The sequence below is a fragment of the Burkholderia sp. Bp9099 genome (genome assembly GCF_003857805.1).
Classification (GTDB): domain Bacteria; phylum Pseudomonadota; class Gammaproteobacteria; order Burkholderiales; family Burkholderiaceae; genus Burkholderia.
On record NZ_QTPU01000009.1, the window covers coordinates 164,993 to 185,119 of the forward strand.

At 67.1% G+C, this 20,127-nt stretch carries 24 protein-coding genes and 1 tRNA gene; 20 read left to right on the forward strand and 5 right to left on the reverse strand.

The window, feature by feature from the left end:
• Positions 1-411 precede the first annotated feature (411 nt).
• From DIE17_RS12460 to DIE17_RS12480, 5 genes are all read left to right on the forward strand, one after another.
• A complete protein-coding gene (locus DIE17_RS12460) occupies positions 412-1,311 on the forward strand; it encodes a M24 family metallopeptidase (RefSeq protein ID WP_044846879.1) in 900 nt (299 codons plus the stop codon).
• A 49-nt stretch (positions 1,312-1,360) separates the two neighbouring features.
• A complete protein-coding gene (locus DIE17_RS12465; protein ID WP_124523280.1) occupies positions 1,361-3,148 on the forward strand; it encodes an SDR family oxidoreductase in 1,788 nt (595 codons plus the stop codon).
• Positions 3,149-3,182: 34 nt separating this feature from the next.
• Entirely contained in the window at positions 3,183-4,088 is a 906-nt protein-coding gene (locus DIE17_RS12470) for a metal-dependent hydrolase (protein WP_124523281.1), read from the forward strand.
• A gap of 89 nt (positions 4,089-4,177) precedes the next feature.
• A complete protein-coding gene (locus tag DIE17_RS12475; protein WP_044846876.1) occupies positions 4,178-4,465 on the forward strand; it encodes a hypothetical protein in 288 nt (95 codons plus the stop codon).
• 252 nt (positions 4,466-4,717) lie between these two features.
• Entirely contained in the window at positions 4,718-5,092 is a 375-nt protein-coding gene (locus DIE17_RS12480) for a DUF2917 domain-containing protein (protein ID WP_124523283.1), read from the forward strand.
• 173 nt (positions 5,093-5,265) lie between these two features.
• On the opposite strand, the gene DIE17_RS12485 is transcribed toward DIE17_RS12480, so the two are convergent.
• Positions 5,266-5,544, reverse strand: coding sequence for a hypothetical protein (locus tag DIE17_RS12485; protein WP_027807295.1), 279 nt, complete (start codon positions 5,542-5,544; stop codon positions 5,266-5,268).
• A 778-nt stretch (positions 5,545-6,322) separates the two neighbouring features.
• On the opposite strand from DIE17_RS12485, the gene DIE17_RS12490 reads away from it, so the two are divergent.
• From DIE17_RS12490 to DIE17_RS12500, 3 genes are all read left to right on the forward strand, one after another.
• Complete coding sequence (locus DIE17_RS12490; protein ID WP_044846874.1) at positions 6,323-7,624, forward strand: NCS2 family permease; 1,302 nt, start codon at positions 6,323-6,325, stop codon at positions 7,622-7,624.
• 378 nt (positions 7,625-8,002) lie between these two features.
• Complete coding sequence (locus DIE17_RS12495) at positions 8,003-8,239, forward strand: hypothetical protein (protein ID WP_124523285.1); 237 nt, start codon at positions 8,003-8,005, stop codon at positions 8,237-8,239.
• 12 nt (positions 8,240-8,251) lie between these two features.
• Positions 8,252-8,650, forward strand: coding sequence for a hypothetical protein (locus DIE17_RS12500; protein ID WP_124485273.1), 399 nt, complete (start codon positions 8,252-8,254; stop codon positions 8,648-8,650).
• Between the two features lie 229 nt (positions 8,651-8,879).
• Here the strand turns inward: DIE17_RS12500 and DIE17_RS12505 are convergent, their stop codons facing one another.
• Entirely contained in the window at positions 8,880-9,731 is an 852-nt protein-coding gene (locus tag DIE17_RS12505) for a LysR substrate-binding domain-containing protein (RefSeq protein ID WP_044846873.1), read from the reverse strand.
• Positions 9,732-9,932: 201 nt separating this feature from the next.
• On the opposite strand from DIE17_RS12505, the gene DIE17_RS12510 reads away from it, so the two are divergent.
• Genes DIE17_RS12510 through DIE17_RS12520 form a run of 3 tightly spaced genes read left to right on the forward strand, consistent with a single transcriptional unit; the run spans position 9,933 to position 11,680 of the window.
• Positions 9,933-10,472, forward strand: a complete 540-nt coding sequence (locus DIE17_RS12510; RefSeq protein WP_124523287.1) for a sugar ABC transporter — start codon at positions 9,933-9,935, stop codon at positions 10,470-10,472.
• A gap of 13 nt (positions 10,473-10,485) precedes the next feature.
• Entirely contained in the window at positions 10,486-10,812 is a 327-nt protein-coding gene (locus DIE17_RS12515; RefSeq protein WP_124523289.1) for a hypothetical protein, read from the forward strand.
• A gap of 4 nt (positions 10,813-10,816) precedes the next feature.
• Positions 10,817-11,680, forward strand: a complete 864-nt coding sequence (locus DIE17_RS12520) for an MBL fold metallo-hydrolase (RefSeq protein WP_124485270.1) — start codon at positions 10,817-10,819, stop codon at positions 11,678-11,680.
• A 171-nt stretch (positions 11,681-11,851) separates the two neighbouring features.
• Here the strand turns inward: DIE17_RS12520 and DIE17_RS12525 are convergent, their stop codons facing one another.
• Together DIE17_RS12525 and DIE17_RS12530 are read right to left on the reverse strand one after the other, a co-directional pair.
• Positions 11,852-12,139, reverse strand: coding sequence for a DUF1488 domain-containing protein (locus DIE17_RS12525; RefSeq protein ID WP_014898618.1), 288 nt, complete (start codon positions 12,137-12,139; stop codon positions 11,852-11,854).
• A 243-nt stretch (positions 12,140-12,382) separates the two neighbouring features.
• Positions 12,383-12,574, reverse strand: a complete 192-nt coding sequence (locus DIE17_RS12530; RefSeq protein WP_124485269.1) for a DUF2964 family protein — start codon at positions 12,572-12,574, stop codon at positions 12,383-12,385.
• 475 nt (positions 12,575-13,049) lie between these two features.
• Between DIE17_RS12530 and DIE17_RS12540 the strand changes: the two genes are divergently transcribed.
• From DIE17_RS12540 to DIE17_RS12570, 8 genes are all read left to right on the forward strand, one after another.
• Positions 13,050-14,939: a sigma-54-dependent Fis family transcriptional regulator gene (locus DIE17_RS12540; protein WP_124920899.1), complete on the forward strand. Its 1,890-nt coding sequence runs from the start codon at positions 13,050-13,052 to the stop codon at positions 14,937-14,939.
• Between the two features lie 133 nt (positions 14,940-15,072).
• A complete protein-coding gene (locus DIE17_RS12545; RefSeq protein WP_059527056.1) occupies positions 15,073-15,375 on the forward strand; it encodes a 2Fe-2S iron-sulfur cluster-binding protein in 303 nt (100 codons plus the stop codon).
• 56 nt (positions 15,376-15,431) lie between these two features.
• Positions 15,432-15,926 (forward strand): SRPBCC family protein, encoded by a 495-nt coding sequence (locus tag DIE17_RS12550; RefSeq protein ID WP_124920900.1) that lies wholly within the window; start codon positions 15,432-15,434, stop codon positions 15,924-15,926.
• 103 nt (positions 15,927-16,029) lie between these two features.
• Positions 16,030-16,407 (forward strand): DUF2946 domain-containing protein, encoded by a 378-nt coding sequence (locus DIE17_RS12555; protein WP_044846867.1) that lies wholly within the window; start codon positions 16,030-16,032, stop codon positions 16,405-16,407.
• Positions 16,408-16,636: 229 nt separating this feature from the next.
• Positions 16,637-17,002 (forward strand): copper homeostasis periplasmic binding protein CopC, encoded by a 366-nt coding sequence (copC, locus tag DIE17_RS12560; protein ID WP_044846865.1) that lies wholly within the window; start codon positions 16,637-16,639, stop codon positions 17,000-17,002.
• 43 nt (positions 17,003-17,045) lie between these two features.
• The gene (locus DIE17_RS12565) at positions 17,046-17,492 is read left to right on the forward strand and encodes a copper chaperone PCu(A)C (RefSeq protein ID WP_124920901.1); all 447 of its coding nucleotides are present in this window, start codon (positions 17,046-17,048) and stop codon (positions 17,490-17,492) included.
• Positions 17,493-17,524: 32 nt separating this feature from the next.
• A complete protein-coding gene (locus DIE17_RS37390) occupies positions 17,525-17,701 on the forward strand; it encodes a hypothetical protein (RefSeq protein WP_185500404.1) in 177 nt (58 codons plus the stop codon).
• A gap of 84 nt (positions 17,702-17,785) precedes the next feature.
• Complete coding sequence (locus tag DIE17_RS12570; RefSeq protein ID WP_124920902.1) at positions 17,786-18,415, forward strand: LysE family translocator; 630 nt, start codon at positions 17,786-17,788, stop codon at positions 18,413-18,415.
• Positions 18,416-18,459: 44 nt separating this feature from the next.
• Here the strand turns inward: DIE17_RS12570 and DIE17_RS12575 are convergent, their stop codons facing one another.
• The gene (locus DIE17_RS12575; RefSeq protein ID WP_124920903.1) at positions 18,460-19,785 is read right to left on the reverse strand and encodes a leucine-rich repeat-containing protein kinase family protein; all 1,326 of its coding nucleotides are present in this window, start codon (positions 19,783-19,785) and stop codon (positions 18,460-18,462) included.
• Between the two features lie 149 nt (positions 19,786-19,934).
• Here DIE17_RS12575 and DIE17_RS12580 point away from each other — a divergent pair.
• Positions 19,935-20,019 (forward strand) — tRNA-Leu (locus DIE17_RS12580).
• The last annotated feature ends 108 nt before the right edge of the window (positions 20,020-20,127 follow it).

The window sequence follows — 20,127 nt, forward strand, 5'->3', positions numbered from 1 at the left end:
TCGAATCGGGGGCGAATGATGTGACGAAATTATTTCGGCAATTTGACAGCGTCGCGCCGCGACACGACAGGGAGTTGATCCAGCGCGACATGCCAGGCCCGCGCCGCGGCCTCGCGTGGCGCTCCCCGGCCGGCTGCCCCGCTCGGGATGCGTGCGCAGCGACGGCCATCCGCCCCGACCGCCGCAAACCTAGAGCTTCCCCTCCATTTCGGCCTTCATTAGGAGAAATCCTCACCTCCGCGCCACGTCGAACCCGCTATGATCTTTACATCGATCAATGACACATTAAATGCTGACTGAATAACCCGCCGCCGGATCACCGGCGGATGCATTCCGGTTCAGCGCCCCAGCCTTGCACCGGACCCGCGTCGCGCCGACGCGCGAACCCGGGCCGACACATGGAGACGCATCATGACCGCCCACCATCCGCTGCCGGAAGTCCACCTCGACGAGCTGCCGCAATTCCGCGCGGTCCAGCAGCTTGCGTACCGCTGCGTCGAGACCGTCGGCGCGATGCTCTACCCCGGCATCACCGAGAAGGAAGCCGCGCGCCTGCTGACCGAATGGCTGCAGGACAACGGCGTGCACGACTGGCTGCACAAGCCGTTCGCGTGGTTCGGCGACCGCACCGCGTTCCAGGGCTTCTCGGGCCTGAAGCACATGGGCGGCTTCAACCTCGCGTTCTTCCCGAGCAACCGCCAGCTCGAAACCGACATGCCGGTGATCCTCGACGTCGCGCCCGTGCTCGACGGGATCGTCGCGGACGTCGGCTACGCGCACTGCCTCGGCCACAACCCGATCCTCGAACAGCTGCAGGACGACCTGATGGACCATCGCGACCTGATCGTGCAGCTCGTGAAGGCGCGCCGCCCGATGGCCGAGGTCGCGCAGGCGGTCGACGCGCTGTGCCGTCGCCAGGGCGTCGAGCCGCGCCACAAGGCCTATCCGTTCAAGGTGCTCGCGCATCGCGTCGCGAAGATCCACAAGCTGTCGAAGCCGCGCTTCGTCGCGCGCTTCGGGCTGAACGCGACGCGCAACCTGCTGCTCGACCAGGGCCGCGCGGCGAAGCAGCAGGGCTGGTCGCCGCTGTGGTCGATCGACCGCCGCTCCGAGCATGCGCCCGTGCCGGGCCTGTGGGCCGTGGAGCCGCATCTCGGCTTCGCCGGCGTCGGCGCGAAATTCGAGGAGCTGCTGGTGATCACCGACGACGACGCGTACTGGCTCGACGACGACCTGCCGCACGTGCGCCGCTGGCAGCGCCGCCAGGCCGAACGCGCGCCGGCCGTCGCGACCGTGCAGGCCGCCGCCTGACACGCACGCATTGCGCCTTCCTCCCGAATCCCTGAACGACGGACTCACGATGCAGCCTCTTTCCGACGAAGCGCCGCTGGCCCTGTTCGAATCGGTCCACAGCGAAACGGCCGTCGCCTCCGGCGACCTGACGCTCGCGGTGCGAACCTGGGGCGACCCGGCCCGCTCGCCGGTCGTGCTCGTGCACGGCTACCCCGACGACAGCAGCGTCTGGCAGCAGGTCGCGCCGCTGCTCGCGCGCAGGCACTACGTGATCGCCTACGACGTGCGCGGCGCGGGCCTGTCCGGCGTGCCGAAGCGCACGGCCGACTATCACCTCGCGAAGCTGACCGACGACTTCGTCGCGGTGATCGACGCGCTCTGCCCCGGCCGCGCGGTGCACCTGATCGCGCACGACTGGGGTTCGATCCAGGGCTGGGAGTTCGTCACCGATCCGCGGCTTGCGGGCCGCATCGTGTCGTACACGTCGTGCTCAGGGCCGTGCCTCGACCACGTCGGCTTCTGGCTGCGCGAACGCGTGCTGCACCCGACGCCCGCATCGCTCGGCAAACTCGGCGGCCAGCTCGTGCGCTCGTGGTACGTGTACCTGTTCCACCTGCCGTTCGTCCCTGAACTCGGCTGGCGACTGTGGCTCGGCCGCGCGTGGCCGGGCCTGTTGCGCCGGGTCGAGAAGACGCCTGCCACGCCGCGCCCGACGCAGGCCGACGACGGCGCGCGCGGCGTGCGCCTCTATCGCGCGAACTTCATCCGCTGCCTGTTCGCGCCGCGCGAGCGCTACGCACATGCACCGGTGCAGACGATCGTGCCGCTCGGCGACAAATACGTGAGCCCGGCGCTGTCCGAGAACCTGTCGCGCTGGGTGCCGCAGTACTACCGCCGTGAAGTCGCGGCCGGCCACTGGCTGCCGCTCGCCGATCCCGCGCGCTTCGCGGGCCTCGCCGAGCAGCTGATCGACGCGGTCGAATCGGGCGAGGAACCGCCCGCGCTCGCGAACGCACGCCGCCGCGCGACCAGCGGCCGGTTCAGCGGCAAGGTCGCGGTCGTCACCGGCGCGGGCAGCGGCATCGGCCGCTGCGCGGCGCTCGCGTTCGCCCGCGAAGGCGCGACCGTCGTCGCGTGCGACATCGATCTCGCGAGCGCCGAGCGCACCGCGCTGCTGCTCGGGCTGACCGGCGCGCAGGCATACGCGAAACGCGTGGACGTCGGCGCCGCCGAGGAGATGGAATCGCTCGCGGCATGGGTCGGCAGCGAACTCGGCGGCGCGGACATCGTGATCAACAACGCGGGCATCGGCATGGCCGGCGGCATCCTCGACACGAGCGAGCGGCACTGGGAGCGCATCCTGCACGTGAACCTGTGGGGCGTGATCCACGGCTCGCGGCTGTTCGCGCAGCAGATGGCCGCGCGCGGCGCGGGCGGCCACATCGTCAACACCGCGTCGGCCGCCGCGTTCGGGCCGTCGCGCGACCTGCCCGCGTACGCGACGACGAAGGCCGCCGTGCTGATGCTCAGCGAATGCATGCGCGCGGAACTCGCGGAAAAAGGCATCGGCGTGACGGCCGTGTGCCCGGGCTTCGCGGAAACCGGAATCATGGCGTCGACGCAATACGCGGGCGCCAACGCACAGGACGAAGCGCGGCTGCGCAAGCGCGCGACGAAGCTGTACCAGATGCGCGGCCTGAAGCCGGAAACCGTCGCGCAGGCGATGGTCGACGGCGTGCTGCGCAACCGGCCGGTCGTGGCGGTGGGCACCGAGGCGCACGCGCTGCGCTTCGTCGGCCGCTTCATGCCGTGGCTCGGCCGGATGCTCGCCCGCATCAGCATGGCATCGCATTGACGGCGCAGCGCGCCGCACAGGAACGGAGACACAGATGACCGCTACCGCCGACTATCACAAGATCAAGGCCCGGCACGTGAAGTTCGACTTCAGCGACACGCCGATCACCTGGGTGCCGAACGACCCGGGCAGCACGCACATCATCAACACGCTGAACCTGCTGTTCCCGGAAGGCGAGCTGTGGTTCTGCCGCGTGTACAACAAGGCGCTGCCGCACATCACCGATGCGCGCCTGCGCGACGAAGCCGAAGGCTTCCTGCGCCAGGAAGCGGTGCATTCGCGCTCGCACGGCGGCGTGCTCAGGCATTATTACGACCGGCACGGGATCGACACGAAGCCGTTCACGCAGAAGCTGAACTGGCTGTTCACGCGCGTGCTGGGCGAAGCGCCGTTCGGGCTGAAGATCGGCCATACGCGCTTCTGGCTGCGGCAGCAACTCGCGGTGATCGCGTCGCTCGAGCATTTCTTCGGTTATCTGGGCAACTGGGTGCTCAACGCGCACGGGCTCGACGAAGGCCGTGCCGACCCGACGATGGTCGACCTGCTGCGCTGGCACGGCGCGGAGGAAGTCGAGCACCGGACCGTCGCGTTCGACATCTACAACCACATGGGCGGCAACTACCCGGAGCGCTGCCTGCACATGGCGTTCGTGATCGTGCTGCTGCTCTACTTCATCACGAGCGGCGCGAAGTTCATGTACCGGCGCGATCCGGCCGTGGGCCGCTATCCCGGTTTCGTGCTCGCGTGGTGGAAGGGTTCGCGGCGCGGGCACCTGCCTTCGTTCTGGAAAGTGATCGGCGCGGCGCTGCGCTATTTCAGGCCGGGCTATACGCCGCACCACGAAGGCTCGACCGAGCAGGCGCTCGCGTATCTGGCGCGCTCGCCGGCCGCGCAGGCGGCCGCGCACGGCGGCAACTGGGGCACGACGAAAGGCGCGTGACCGGGTTCGCCGGCGGGTTCGCGACGGTTTCGGCGGGGGCGTCCGCCGAAATGCGTACAATCGCGGCTTCATTTCCCGGAGGTGCCGCGATGGCCATGAAGAAAACCGATCTAGAAAAGAACAAGGCGCTCAAGCTGACGCACGCGATGAAGCAGTCGAGCTCCGCCCGTTTCGGCAAGGGCGCCGAGGACGCGGCGAAGCTCGATCGCCGCGCGCAGCGCAAGCTCGACCAGGAACAGGGCCTCGTGCCGTTCGCGTGCAAGCTCAACGCCGAACTCGTCGAACAGCTGAAGGCACGCGCCGCCACGCATCCGAACGGCATGACGGGCCTGCTGTCCGAACTGCTCGTCAACGGCCTCGCCCAGCGCGACGCGTGACGCGCCACGTTTCTCGAAAATAGTCGTTGACAACGCCGTACGACATCGACAAACTCGTTCGCATGCCTACGTTCAAGCTCATCGCCATCGCGAATCATTGCCCGGTGAACATTCGAAAGAATGGATCACGGGAGGCGCTTGTGCGTTAGCATCCGAGCAGTACCGCATGTCACACGAGGCCTCACCGGAAACGGATGAGGCCTTTTTGTTCTGGTGCGCGTCATCCATCCGGCTCAACGAATGGAGAAGACGATGGACCAGGCAAGCCCGTTGTTCGACCGTCCCGATTCGCGCCGCGCCGGCGCGATCGCGTTACCGACCGTCGTGATCCGATTCGCGGTTGCGCCGCGCACGACGCTGACCTGGCGCGCGCCGGGCGATGCGGAAATTCGTGCGCACGGTGCACCGCTGTGGATCACGCGGCCGCCGAGCGTCGACGACTACTGGGTGCAACCCGGCGACGTGCTGCGCATCGCGCGCGGCGATCGCATCTGGCTCGGCACCAATGACGACCGGCCGGCCGAAGCGTCGATCACGACGGCGTACGTGCGGCGCGGCGAACGGCTGAGACGCACGCTCGCGCGAATGCAACGTTTGCTCGCCGGACGATGGCGAAGACGGGATTGACGATGCGCGATTCCGTCGCGCGACGGGACACCGGAACGCGCGGAATCAACGCATCCGGAAACGGACGCACCCGCGGCGCCATGCGTCGCGGGTGCGCATCGAATGACGCGGCACGCGCGTGCGTGCCGCGAGCGATCGCGCGCCGTGCGCAACCCTTGCATGCATCGCGTGCATCAGGTGCTGGCGGCGAGACGCGGGCCCGTGCTGCGGGGAGTGGCATCGAGGTCGGGGCGTTGCGCCGCCTGCGAGGTCACCCACGGGTCGATGCCTTGCTTTTGCACCTCCTCGAGAAATGACACCCGCGTACGCCAGTAATCCGCCTGTAATTTCGCATCGATGACGCGCTGTTCGGCTGCGAACAGTTCCATGCGCGCCGTCACGAGCATCGACGCAGCGGTTTTTTCCGGCGTGGGGGCGTGCCGCATCGCCCAACGGCTGATCCAGTTCAACATGCTCACCTCCGGGATGACGGACGAACCCGCATCGGGCAATCGCAACCGGTCGCGCCTGCCCGAATGCGCAACGACCGTCACCGCACTTCACCGCCTGCCCTGCACGGACTGCGACTCCCCCGCGTCGGCAACGACTGGCCGGCGTGTGTGCGCGGTGTATCTATCCTAGAAAGACTTGCCGGTTAACGCGATGACGTCTTGCAATCTTTTACACAGAAACCACAGTCGCGCCCGCGTCGCGAAATGACAGTTGCGGACGGAACGGGTTCGGCGCAGGATAGCCCGATATCTGCAACCGCCTGGACTGATGAATGGCCGCTGCACGCCGCTGCGCACCCGCGCCGGTCATGCCGCGCGCGTTCGCGCATGCATTGCGACCGTCCTGCGTTCGGCCAGCATGCGGGTGCGCGATTGCAGTCGCATGTCATCGCATGTCATCGCGCGGCGGCCGCGCGCCGCATGCCGGTCATGTCGTTGCGCCCGCATCGGCCGGCCCGGCCCGCCGCCCCTCATCGAATCGTTTCCATCGTTTCTACCTGCCCGCCTCGTCCGAACCGGTAAAATGCGCGCCTTCCTCGCGCGGCCGGCCTGTCCGACCGTTCGCGCGAACGCGGCCGATCGTGCCCCGCAACTATATCGTCCGAGCTATCCGCGCTATTACAATCCGCCGATAGCGCGGCAATAGTGGCTGGTTACAGTAGGCCGGCCTCGCGCTGCCTTACAACAATTCGGCACGAACAACAAGCAACACGACAACCCGACCGGAGAAAACGCCTTCATGGAATCCATCAAGCGGTATTTCGGCTTCGCTGAAGCCGGCACCGACTTCCGCACCGAAATACTCGCGGGCGTCACCACGTTCCTGACGATGGCCTACATCATCTTCGTCAACCCCGCGATCCTCGGCGATGCCGGCATGCCGAAGGAATCCGTGTTCGTCGCGACCTGCCTCGTCGCGGCGCTGGCATCGATCATCATGGGGCTGTACGCGAACTATCCGATCGCCTGCGCGCCCGGCATGGGCCTGAACGCGTATTTCGCGTATACGGTCGTCAAGGGAATGGGCTTCACGTGGCAGGCCGCGCTCGGCGCGGTGTTCATCTCCGGCTGCCTGTTCCTGCTCGTCACGCTGTTCCGCGTGCGCGAGGCGATCGTCAACGGCATTCCGAAATCGCTGCGCATCTCGATCACCGCCGGCATCGGCCTGTTCCTCGGCATCATCTCGCTGAAGACCTCGGGCGTGATCGTCGGCAGCCCGGCCACGCTCGTCACGCTCGGCGACCTGCACAAGCCCACGACGATCCTCGCGATCATCGGCTTCTTCACGATCGTCACGCTCGACCACCTGCGCGTGCGCGGCGCGATCCTGATCGGCATCATCGGTGTCACCGTCCTGTCGTTCTTCTTCGGCGGCAACCAGTTCCACGGCGTGTTCTCCGCGCCGCCGTCGATCGACGCGACGCTGTTCAAGCTCGACATCGGCGCCGCGCTGTCGACCGGCATCATCAACGTGATCCTCGTATTCTTCCTCGTGGAGTTGTTCGATGCGACCGGCACGCTGATGGGCGTCGCGAACCGCGCGGGCCTGCTCGTCGAAGGCAAGATGAACCGCTTGAACAAGGCGCTGCTCGCCGACAGCACCGCGATCGTCGCGGGCTCGGTGCTCGGCACGTCGTCGACCACCGCCTATATCGAAAGCGCATCGGGCGTGCAGGCCGGCGGCCGCACCGGCGTGACGGCGATCACCGTCGCCGTGCTGTTCCTCGCGTGCCTGTTCATCGCGCCGCTCGCCGGGGTCGTGCCGGGCTACGCAACGGCACCGGCACTGCTGTACGTGTCGTGCCTGATGCTGCGCGAGATGGTCGACGTGCCGTGGGACGACGCGACCGAAGCCGTGCCGGCCGCGCTGACCGCGCTGCTGATGCCGTTCACGTACTCGATCGCGAACGGCGTCGCGTTCGGCTTCATCGCGTACGGCGGCCTGAAGCTGCTGACGGGCCAGGCCCGCACGGTCAAGCCGATCGTGTGGATCATCGCGGCCGTGTTCCTGTTCCGCTTCTTCTATCTCGGCAGCGAGTGACGCACGCGCCCCGGTGCGTGGCATGATCAAAAGACGCCACCTTCACGTGTAGTGCCGCCCGGTTCCTGTCGCGGAACCGAACGGCATGACGAGAAGGACGGCCCCTGACGACCCGGTCGCATTTGCGGCCGGGTCGTTTCACATGGGCGCCCTGTATCGGCGGGCGCCCGCCTAGCTGCATGCCCGGGGGGCATTTTCCCGGGCGGGATTGATGGTTGTATTACGCGAAACAATGCGTTTCGGCGTATCAAAAAGCATTGAATTTACCCCAAATATCCAATCGAAATATTGGCGACCGATATATTAAAAATACAAGACATCACTTAATCGTCGCACAGCACCATTTTCCATCGATATTTTCGCAAATCGATACGACGCATGACTTTGATGACGCTCGCAATTATCCCCGGAATTATCGGGTTGATTTATAAAATCCGGCTGCTATATTCCGCTTGCACGGCCGAAAATCTCTGCGGTCGCGCGATCTTCCCGCTCATCAAAAGGAGTGATTCTTTCGGTTTTATTCGGGTCGGCGTGATTCAATATATCAAGCACGCACGGGGTATCCTCCACGCGAATGGGCAAGGGGCCGGAAAAACATTGCCTGTTTCATAATCAGGAGTCGTCATGGCAACGATCTACGTAAACGTGATTGTCAATGTCGCGAAAGCCATTGCCGAAAACAATCTGCCGAAATATGTATTCATGGTGGATTCGACGGGCTACAGCGGGGACGGTTCGGAAGGCAGCAATGAATTGCGGACGAAATGCGAAAACGGCGACACGATCGTCTGGTCCGCCGTTTCCCTCGACCCGGGTGAATCCATCGCGATTCTCGGCTTCTGGGGGAGCGCGATTCCCAACATGGTCAACCCGCAACAATATCCGCAGTTCGACGGCGCCGTGTGGGGCGGGCGGGTCAACAGCGCGGGAACCAACGTTCAATACTCGATCAACCTGCTGCTGGAGGGTAACGTCCATATGTCGTTCGACCCGTTCATCACGGCGACCAACCCGGCTCGATAACCGGGTGCGGCAGTCCGGGGGCGACTGAATGACCGGTTTCGGCTTGTCGCTTCGCGGCATGGACAAGCCGAAACCGCGATGGACGGATTTGCAGACAGGCGGTTCGTGAAGCGGCGGACCGAAGCGTCCCGAAAGCCTGATGCCTTTCCTTACCGTGAAGAACTGAACGGCATGACGCCGCAGGACCGCGTGTTCGTTCGGGTAGCCGCCTGGTGCAGGCGACATCAGGTCACGCGTCCGCCTGCCGGAGCACCCAGCGCGCGAAGGTCTGCAACGGCCCCTCGCCCAGTTCCAGCGCCTCCGGCAACACGAGACAGAAGCGCTTGACCACGCCGCGCCCGTCCGGCCAGGGCGCCGCGAGCAGCCCCTGCGCGATTTCGGCGTCGACATAGAGGCGCGGCACCAGCGCGACGCCGAGCCCGGCCAGTGCCGCGGCGATCAGCATCGAGTAAAGATCATAGCGGGCGCCGGCGGCCGGATTGTTCACGGGCAATCCCGTCTCCTGCACGTAAGCCGACCACGCATCGGGCGTCTGGCGCTTGTGCAGGCGCGGCAGCGTGCCCAGCAAGGTGTCCGGCTGCCCGCCCGCGAGCAGCGACGGATGGCAGACCGGCACCAGCACCTCCTCGCACAAACGGTACGTATGCATGCCGGCCCAGGCCGGATGCTCGAAGTGAATCGCCGCGTCGAAGCCGCTGCCGGCCAGTACGAACGGCTCGGCGCGATCGGCGAAATGCACCGTGATGTTCGGATGCTGCGTCTGGAATCCCTTGAGCCGCGGAATCAGCCAGCGCGTCGCAAACGTCGGCGTCACGGCGATGTCGACGCTGCCGCCGTCACCGGGCTGCCCCATCATGTACTGGCTGTCGCGCTCGAGCCGGTCCAGCACTTCGCGAACCTGCGCCGCGTAGCGCGCGCCGTTCGGCGCCACCCGCACGCGGTTGCCGACCCGTTCGAACAGCGCGACGCCCAGGAACGTCTCGAGTCGGCCGATCTGCCGGCTGATCGCGCCTTCCGTCAACGCCAGTTCGTCGGCGGCGCGCGCGAAGCTCCCATGCCGCGCCGCGGCCTCGAATGCCATCAATGCCGAATTGCTCGGAATCCTGCGTCGCGTCACGATTGCTCCCGGTCCGACCGCCGTCGGTCATGGCTTGATCAAATGTAATTGAATGGTGACGAATCATCGTTTTCCGCCCATTCTTCCGATCATTATCATGACAAAAACTCAACCAGTCGAGCCGGCCGATCGCTCAGAAGGCCGCTCGCCACCCGTGGAGATGTCATGATCTATGCCGTTGAATGCAGCATCGCCGAGCCCGCCGTCGAAGCCGGGTGGAACGACTTCTACAGCCGCGTCAAACTGCCGGCGCTGATCTCGGTATCCGGCTTCCGCACGTCGCAACGCTTTCGCGCCCTCGGCGGCGACGGCCCGGTCTACCTCGCGCTGCATACGATCGACGGCCCGGACGTGCTGACGTCGGCCGAGTATCGCGACAAGGGCGGCGGCAATTTCGCGCGCTGGCAGCCGCACATCGTCGAATGGCGCCGTAACGTGTACGACAGCGCGGCACCTGCGCCGGCCGTCTCCGGCCATCAATGGCTGGCCGTGTGCGACGACGCCGCCCCGTTCGCGCGAGCAGGTATCGCAGCCACCGCCATGCATGCGGTCGCGCTGGACCGCCAGCCGGCCGCTCGCTGGCTGGCCGTCCTCGATCACGATCAGGCGCGGCTCGCGTCCGATGCGTCGGGCGCCGCGATCCGGTGCTATGCGCCGATGGGCGACCGGCTCGTCAGCGCGACGACGACGTCGGCCGCACGCTGACGGGAGCCCGGCCATGCCCAGCGTCACGATTTTCATCCCCGGGACGAGCATGCCGTCCAGCGCGGCACTCGATGCACTGTCGTCAGCCTGCGAGACGCTCTGCACCGAGGTGTTGAGCGCCGCACCCGGCACGATCCACGTCGCGTACGTGCCGATCCGGCTCGGCCGCGGACATCCGGTCAGCGCGGAGATCCGCTTTCGCATCGCGTCATTTCGCACCACTGAATTGATGGACCGGTTCATGGCCGAACTGGATCGCGAGATTCTCCGCCACACCGGATTCATCGCACGCATCCGCTGCTTCGGCTACGACACCACCCACCTTCACGCCCGACATTGACCCCATGAGCGCACTCATTCCACGCCCTTCTTTCCCGCGCCGCCAAGTCGGCGATTTCACGGTGACCGCGATCAGCGACGGCACGCTGACGGCCGGCCTCGACCTGCTGTCGAACATCGACGTCGACGACGCGGCCCGTATCATGCACCGGGCCGGCATGCATACGCCGTCGGCGGTCAACATCAACTGCTACGTGATACGCGGCAACGGCCGCACCGTGCTCGTCGACACCGGTGCCGGCGGCATCCGGAACTGGGGCGGCCTGCTGCGTCCGTCGCTGTCACAAGCCGGCATCGATGCACGCGAGATCGACACGGTCCTGCTGACGCACGCGCATCCGGACCACATCGGCGGCCTGCTCGACGCAGACGGGCGCCCGGCCTTTCCGCAAGCGGAGGTGCTCATCGACGAACGGGAACGCATGTTCTGGCTGGACGACGATATGTACGAGAGAGCCAGCGAGCGAGCGCGCATCAATGTCCGAATCGCGCGGCGCGCGTTCGACGCCTGCGCGGCGCAACTGCGCACCATCGCGGCAGGCGACGTGCTGCCCGGTATCGCCGCCGTGCCGCTGCCGGGGCACACGCCCGGCCACACCGGCTATCGCGTCGAATCGCAGGGCGAGCGCCTGCTGATCTGGGGCGATCTCGTGCATTTCGCGCCGATCCAGGTTGCTCGCCCCGACGTGTCGATCGCGTTCGATCACGATCCGTCGCAGGCATCGGCGACCCGCGCGGCCACGCTCGCCGAAGTCGCTTCGGATCGCTTGCTGATTGCCGGCATGCACCTCGCCGACGCAGGCTTCGCACGCATCGCGCGCACGCACGACGCAACGGGCGGCGCGTACGCGCTGATCGACTCAGATTGAGCGAAACGGGATCAAGCGAAACGGAACGCGGGCACGCCATCGCGCCGCACGATGCCCGGACCGTGCAGCGCATCGTCCCGCACAAGCGATCGATCTACCGGACGAGCCCGCGCCGATATGACACGGGCGCCGGTATCCGGCGCCCGCTCCGTCGCTGCCCGGTCGTCCGGCTCAGCGCCAGTTCGCTTCGTAGAAGCGCACGTAGCCGCTGCGCAGCGTCACGCATTGCGCGCGCGTCTCGGACAGCAACCGCCGTGCGGCTGCCTCGATCCGCTCGCGGTGCTGATCGTACGCACCGACCATGTCCTCGAAGCGCGGCGATGCCGCACCGAAATGATCCTCCAGCGCCTCGGCGGTGATCTGACATTGGACGCGCTCGCCATTGACCAGCGCCGTGAAACCCAGCATCAGGTCGCGCCCCGAATATTCGGGCTTCTCATTCGTGAAATGGATCTGCATGGGAGCCGCCTCGACCGGTAGAAAGCAAATGACCGCGTCCGTCGTCCGCTACCGGCCGGACGAAAATTTACGCGGGCTCGCCGGCAGAGGCACGATCCACGGGGGTATGGCGCGGACTAATGCATGCCGGTTGCATTCCACTTTAGACGGTTTCGCGCAGGAGGCAAAATTTGCGATGTGCGTCGTTCCGACGCGCATTTCCTCTGACCAGCGCGACATCCGGCACCGTTTTGCCGAACGGCGTCAGTGAGGATCGGTGGGCCAGACGTTCAGCGCGATCGCGGCGGTCGTGGCGCCCACCGCGATCGCGGCCGCTCCGTATTGCACCGCGTCGCTCAGGTCGAACAGCAGCCCGTGGATCGCCACGGCGATGCCGCCCAGCATGATGAAGGTGGCGATGGCCGCCAGCACGACTCTCAGTTCCGTCCGAACCATGATGCGTCTCCCGAACGGATGCATGTCGCGTCGCATGCATGTTGCGATGCGGAACACGGCGCGTGCATGTTCCATTTCCATCATTGCAGGCGGGCGCTTAAAAGCAAGGGGTTTTTGTACGCAGTCGCACAACGTGCGCGGCGCTTGTATGATGAGGCGATATCGACGGCGGCGGCCCGGGTGGCGGATGGTGCGGTGCAGGGCGTCAAAGGGTTCGACTGCGAAGCGGGGGCCTCGGAACGCGCTGATGTGCGGGCTCGGGTAGATCGCGAAGCATGGGACTAGAGTAAGCGCTGAAGCGCTAACTCCGGCCAACTGCGAAGCATGGGGCCCAAGTAAGCGCTAAAGCGCCAACTCGGACCGACCGCGAAGCATGGGGCCCAAGTAAGCGCTAAAGCGCTAACTTGGGCCGACCGCGAAGCATGGGGCCCAAGTAAGCGCTAAAGCGCTAACTTGGGCCGACAGGAGACAAGACATGCCTCAATCTTTCGTGCTGCCCGCCACCGCGGGCCGCACCGACCTGCTCGCGCAGGCGCATGCCCGTTCGACCGCGGTCGGCCTGCGCGCGAACGAGCGCCCCGATTTCTCGCCGCTGTCGCGGCTCGCGCTGCGCGAACTGCTCGACACGAACCACGCATTGTTCGCGCACGCGCGCCCGGTGATGGAAAACCTCCACGCGCAAATCGCCGACACGCAAAGCCTCGTGCTGCTCACCGATGCCGACGGCGTGATCCTGCACAGCATCGGCGACGCGGACTTCATCGAGAAGGCGAACCGCGTCGCGCTGTGCACTGGCGTGTCATGGGCCGAAGGCGCACGCGGCACCAACGCGATCGGCACCGCGCTCGCATCGGGCCAGGCAGTCGCCGTGCACGGGTCGGAACACTTCCTGCGCGCGAACCATATCCTCACCTGCTCGTGCGCGCCGATCATCGATCCGTTCGGCCGTACCCTCGGCACGCTCGACGTGAGCGGCGACCCACGCGGCTTCAGCCCCCATACGCTCGCGCTGGTGCGGATGTCCGCGCAGCTGATCGAGAACCACCTGTTCGCGAACCAGTGCGCGGAGGCGCTGCGGCTGCGCTTCCACGCCCACGAGGATTGCGTCGACTCGCTGTTCGCCGGGCTCGTCGCGTTCGGCCCCGACGGCGGGCTGATCGCCGCGAACCGTAGCGCGCAATTCCAGCTCGGCGCGACGTTCGATGCATTGCAGCATCAAGGCTGCGACGCGCTGTTCGGCATGCACTTCGGCCAACTCGCGCAGCAGGCGGCCCGCGCGGCCGGCGCACCGTTCCGCCTCACGCTGTCGACCGGCGTGCGCGTGCTCGCCCGCTGCGAATTCGCGGAAGCGCACAAGACGGCCGTCGCCGTCACGCCGCCCGCCCCCGCCGTGCGCACGCGGGCGCCGGACCCCGACGCGATCACGTTCGCGACGCTCGACACCGGCGATGCGCGGATGGCCGCCGTGCTCGAACGCGTCGCGAAGATCCGCGGACGCGACCTGCCGTTGCTGATCCTCGGCCAGACCGGCACCGGCAAGGAATGGCTCGCGCGTGCGCTGCATCAGGCATCGCCGCGCGCGGACGGCCCGTTCGTCGCGGTCAACTGCGCGGCGCTGCCGGATTCGCTGATCGAGGCCGAACTGTTCGGCTATGAGGACGGTGCGTTCACCGGCGCGCGCAAGCGCGGCAGCCCCGGCAAGATCGTGCAGGCCGACGGCGGCACGCTGTTTCTCGACGAAATCGGCGACATGCCGCTCGCGCAACAGGTCAGGCTGATGCGCGTGCTGCAGGAGCGCGCGGTGATGCCGCTCGGCGGCGCACGCGCGGTGCCGGTCGACGTGCGCGTGGTCTGCGCGACCCACCGCGACCTGCGCGCGATGATCGCCGCAGGCACCTTCCGCGAAGACCTGTTCTACCGGATCAACGGGCTCGCGGTCACGCTGCCGCCGCTCGCCGCGCGCACCGACCTGCCCGCGCTGGTCGAGCGGATCCTCGCGCGGCTGGCGCGCAGCGAGCCGATGCCGGGCCGCCTCGCGGCCGACGTGCTCGACGCGTTCATGCGGCACCGCTGGCCCGGCAACCTGCGGCAAATGACCAACGTGCTGCGCACGGCCGGCATGCTCGCCGAAGACGAAGCCGAAATCACGCTCGCGCACCTGCCCGACGATTTCTGGCTCGACTGCGACGACGCACCCGCGGCGCAAGCCGCACCGGCCGACGTGCGCGAAGCGACGACGCTGCAGAGCCACCAGGCCGCGGTGATCGATGCCGTGCTCGCACGGCACGGCGGCAACGTATCGGCCGCCGCGCGGGAGCTCGGGCTCGCCCGCAATACCGTGTACCGCTACCTGCGCCGGCACTGACACGTTCCGGGCCGGTTGCCCGCCCGACGGGCGCCGGCCGCAGGCGGCTTCGGGTATGCTGGCGCTTGCGTTGCCTTCCGGCATCGCGCTGCCTTTCCTCGCTTCACTGCCGATTCGCCGCCCGCTTTCACCCATGACCGATCCCGACCACCCGCCTCTCGTGCGCATCGAGCCGCTCGGCGCGACGTTCGACGCGCCCGATTCGCTGACGCTGCTCGAGGCCGCCGCGTTCGCGCACGTCAGGCTGCCGCGCTCGTGCCGCAACGGCACGTGCCGAAGCTGCCTGTGCAGGATCGTCAGCGGCAGCGTACGCTATACGATCGAATGGCCGGGCCTGAGCCGCGAGGAAAAGGCCGACGGCTATACGCTGCCGTGCGTGGCCGTCGCGACTTCGGATGTCGTGCTCGACGTGCCCGATGCGGTCATGATCGACTGAACGCGGCGCGCGGCCGCGCGCCGTCCCGCAACGATGATGCCTGCCTGGAGAAGATGATGACCCAGTCCACCGATCGCATCGAGAAACAAGCCTTGCTCACCGCGCCGCTGGCGCGCGTCTGGGAAGCCGTCAGCAATGCCGGCGAATTCGGCATCTGGTTCGGCGTGTCGTTCGACGGGCCGTTCGTGCCCGACCAGCCGCTGTTCGGCCGCATCACGCCGACGCGCGTCGACGACGACATCGCCAAGGCACAGGAGCCGTATGCGGGCACTGTGTTCGAAATCGTCGTCGAACGCGTCGAGCCGAAACAACTGTTCTCCTTTCGCTGGCACCCGTTCGCGATCGACCCGAACTTCGATTACACGTCCGAGCCGATGACGCTCGTCACGTTCGCGCTCGCGGAAAAGGACGGCGGCACGCTGCTGACGGTCACCGAGACGGGTTTCGACCAGCTGATCGAAGCGCGCCGTGCGAAGGCGCGCGAGATGAACGATCACGGCTGGGCCGCGCAGATGATGCTGATCACGAAATATCTGGCGAAGCACGCGTGAGCGCGGCGCGCGTCATGCCCGGTATCCACGTGCCCGCATGCCCTGGCCGCGGGTGCATGGCATAATCCGCTCCATCGTTACCCTACGCCGCCCCGCGCATCGCATGCTGAGTCGTCGTTTCCGGAAGATCGTCAGTCTGATCGGGATGCTCGCCATCCTGATGACGGCGCTCGCGCCGACGATCTCGCAGGCGCTGACGACGCAAGGCCGCGTCGACGCGCTGCTTGCCGGCCACTGCACGGCCGCGCCGGCTGACGGCGGCCACGCCGGCGATGCGTCGTCGAAAAGCCTGCAGGCGCATCTGCAGGCCTGCGGCTATTGCAGCCTGCTCGCCCATACGCCGGCCCTGCCCGCGCCCGAACTGACGTTCGCGGCCAACGTCCACCCGCTCCAGCACCGCGAAGCAACCCGCTTCGAAAGCCTGCGCCGCGCGCTGCCGCTCACGGCCGCGCAGCCGCGCGCCCCGCCGCTCGCGTCCTGATTCGTCGTCACCGCGCGTGATGCCGCAGCGCATCGCGCCGTCCGCACGCGCCCGCGCGTGCACGCCGTGTCACGTTTCGAAGGACGATCATGTTCGACCGTATTGCTCGCGGCGCCGTGCCGTGCGTGCGCTCGCCCGCTTCAGGCGGTTGCGCGTGCGCGAACGCGCGGCCGCGTGCCGAATTCGAATACATCGTTTTCCTTATTATTTCCAACCGGATCATCCCGTCATGAAAACCACTGCATTCCTCCGCGGCGCACTCGTCGCTCTCGGCTTCGTCGTCGCCCAGGCCGCACACGCGCACGCACACCCGAAAACCCTGGAACCGGCCGCCGACGCCACGCTGTCGAGCGCGCCGCACGCGGTCACGATCGACTTCAGCGAAACGCTCGAACCCGCATTCAGTTCGATCGCCGTCACCGACAGCCACGGCCAGTCGGTCGCCGACGGGAAATCCGCGGTCGACGCCGGCAACCGGAAGCGGATGCATGTCGCACTGGCGAACCTGACGCCCGGCACGTACACGGTCGCATGGGTCGCGGTGGCGAGCGACGGCCATCGCACGCAGGGCCGCTACGCGTTCACGCTGAAGTAACGCACACGCTGACCGCTTCCCTACCCGATCAGGAACACCAACAATGAAACCCTCGATTCCGACCAGCCTGCTGTTCGCCCTGCTGGCGCTGCAGGCGCCCGCCACGTTCGCCGCGTCGGCCGTCCAGGCCGATGCATGCTGGATCCGCACGATGCCGGCGACGGTGCCGTCATCCGGCTATTTCACGCTGAAGAACGACGGCGAAAAGCCCGTCACGCTCACGGGCATCGATACGCCCGCGTTCGGGATGGCGATGATGCACGAAACGCAGACGGCCGGCAGCACCGCGAAGATGGTTCACGTCGAAGCGGTCGACGTGCCCGCGCACGGCACGGTGACGTTCAGGCCGAAGGGCTATCACGTGATGCTGGAGGAGCCGCGCCAGCCCGTCGCGCCCGGCGCGAAGGTGCCGTTGCGGCTGCATTTCGCCGACGGCGCGACGGCGTCCGTGACCTGCGACGCGAAGGCGCCGTCCTACACCGGCCAGTAACGCCGCCTGCGCAACGACCGAAGGAGATGCACATGAGCAAGGAACGCCTGCCGCTGGCCAACCTGATCGTCCGCTACCGGACGCCGCTGAATGTCGCCGTGCTGATCGTCTGCGGGTTATGGGCGGGGTGGATCGCATGGATGACGCGGCCGTCCGCGATCGATTCGCCGTCGTCGATCGCCGCCTACTGCGTGCGCGGCGCGCGTTGACGCCGTGTGTCGGGGTGAACCGCGCCGCCGTGGCATCATGCACGGATTCACCCCGACCGCAGAACCCGCCTTTCGGAGCGCCGCATGTCCATTCAGACCTGGCTGCTGTTTGCCGCCGCCTATCTCGCCACCACGCTGTCACCCGCCCCCAACGTGCTGCTCGTCATCCGCAACACGGTGCGCTACGGCTCGCGCGGCACCGCCGCGACGATCGCGGGCAACCTCGTCGCGCAAGGCGCGCTGGTCATGCTCGTCGCGTTCGGCGTCGGCGCCGTGCTGGCCGAGATGCCGCCGCTGTTCATCGCGATGAAGGTCGTCGGCGCCGCGTATCTGATCTATCTGGGCATCCGGCAACTGCGCGGCGGGCGCAACCCCCGTTCGCCGGACGGCGAGGCCGCGATCGTCGAGCCCGACCGCAGGAAACTGTTCCGCGAAGCGCTGTTCGTGTCGGGCAGCAATCCGAAGACGATGATCTTCCTGTCGGCATTCATGCCGCAGTTCATCGCGCACGATCGCCCGCTCGCGATGCAGTTCGTCGCGATGTACGCGACGATCGCCTGCACCGTCGTCATCGTGCACAGCGTCTATTCGTTCGGCGTGCGCCGGCTCCATCGCGGCCTCGCCATCAGCCCGTGGGTACGCGCGGCCAAGCGCGCGAGCGGGCTGCTGTTCGTCGGGCTCGGGATCAAGCTGCTGACCGCGCGGCAGGCGTAAGCATCCGCACGGCGACGGCCCGCGCCGCGGCGCGGGCGGAATCGTCAGTCCTTCGATGCGGCCAGCGCTGCCGCAATCTCGCCGAACGACGGCCGCGCGTCGATATCCTCGTTCAGGCACGCGGCCGCCAGCGCGTCGAGTGCGTGCGAGCCTTCCCACGCACGCGGCTCGCAGCGCGCCAGCAACTCGCCGAGCAGATGACCGAACGCCCTGACCTCCAGCCGTTCGAGCCGCGCCGCGCGCTCGCGGTCGTTCACGTCGTAGACCGACGCCGCGCCGAAATCGCCGAGCAGCGCGCCGCCCTTGCCGTCGTGCAGGATGTTGTGCGCGTACAGGTCGCCGTGCATGATGCCGCGCGCGTGCAGATGCGCGGCGACCGACGCGATGCCGAGCGCGATCCGCGACGCGTCGGCCGGCGCGAATCGCGCATCGGCCGCATACACGTCGCGCGTGCAGGACGCGAAGCTCGGCGGCCCGGCGAGATTGGTCAGCGCCGGATCGACCAGCGCCATCACGAGGCCGTGCGTGCCGTCCGGATGACCGCGCACCTTGCCGATCACCGGAATCATGTTCGGATGGCGCCCGGCGTGCAGGCAGGCGGCCATTTCGCAATCGGGCAGGCCGTCGCTCGTCACCGCCCCCTTGAACAGCTTGACCGCGACCGCTCGCGGCACGGCGCCGTCCACACGCCATTGGGCGCGGTAGATTACGCCCGACGCGCCTTCGCCGAGCTTCTCGTCGCAGGTCAGCGACGTCCAGTCGATGTCCGCAACGCCCGGCTCGGCCGAAGCCGCGGCTTCCGGCGCGGCGCCGAACGGATTGCCCGCCGATGCGAGCCACGCGAGGCGCGGCAGGCGCAACAGCCAGTCCGGCAGCGCGTCGAGCCGGTTCGCCGACAGCCGCACCAGCTCCAGCGCACGGCAGGCGGCCATTTCGGGCGGCAACGCACGCAGCCGGTTACCCGCGAGCATCAGCTTCTGCAGGCGCGCGCAATCGCCGATTTCGGCGGGCAGCGCGTCGATTTCGTTGTCGGTCAGGATCAGCCAGCGCAGCGCACGCGGCAGCGAATCGCGCGGCACCGTGCGGATCCGGTTCGCCTTGAAGCCGATCATGTCGAGCTGCGCGCACGTGCCGAGCACTTCAGGGAATTCGGTGAAGCGATTGCCGGACGCGAACAGGATGCGCAGGCGATGCAGCCGCGACAGGTCGTCCGGCAGCGCGGACAGCGCATTGCCGGACAGGTCGAGCACTTCGAGCGTGTCCGCCAGATCGAAGATCTCGCGCGGGAATTCGGTCAGCCCGCACGCGAGCTTCAGTTGCCGGGCGCCCGACAGCTGGCCGGCCTGCAGTTGTTCGAGGGTCGTCGTCACGGGGAGAAAACGGGTTGCGGTTGCGAGGATCGTCGGATCGATCCGGCGAATTTTACCGGGTTCCCCCTCGCCTGCCCCGCGATCGCGTCACACCCCCTTCACAAACGCGCAATGTGGCGCTAGAATTGCGCCCCTTGCAGTACTGAAGTGCCGACGTGGTGAAATTGGTAGACACGCTATCTTGAGGGGGTAGTGGCGAAAGCTGTGCGAGTTCGAGTCTCGCCGTCGGCACCAGATACGGTTTTTCCGTGTTTCGTGCATTTGCAGAACCCGCGACAGCGCATGGCTTCGCGGGTTTTTTGTTGCGTCAGCAAGCCGGGGCAACGCGTGGGCCGCTGACGG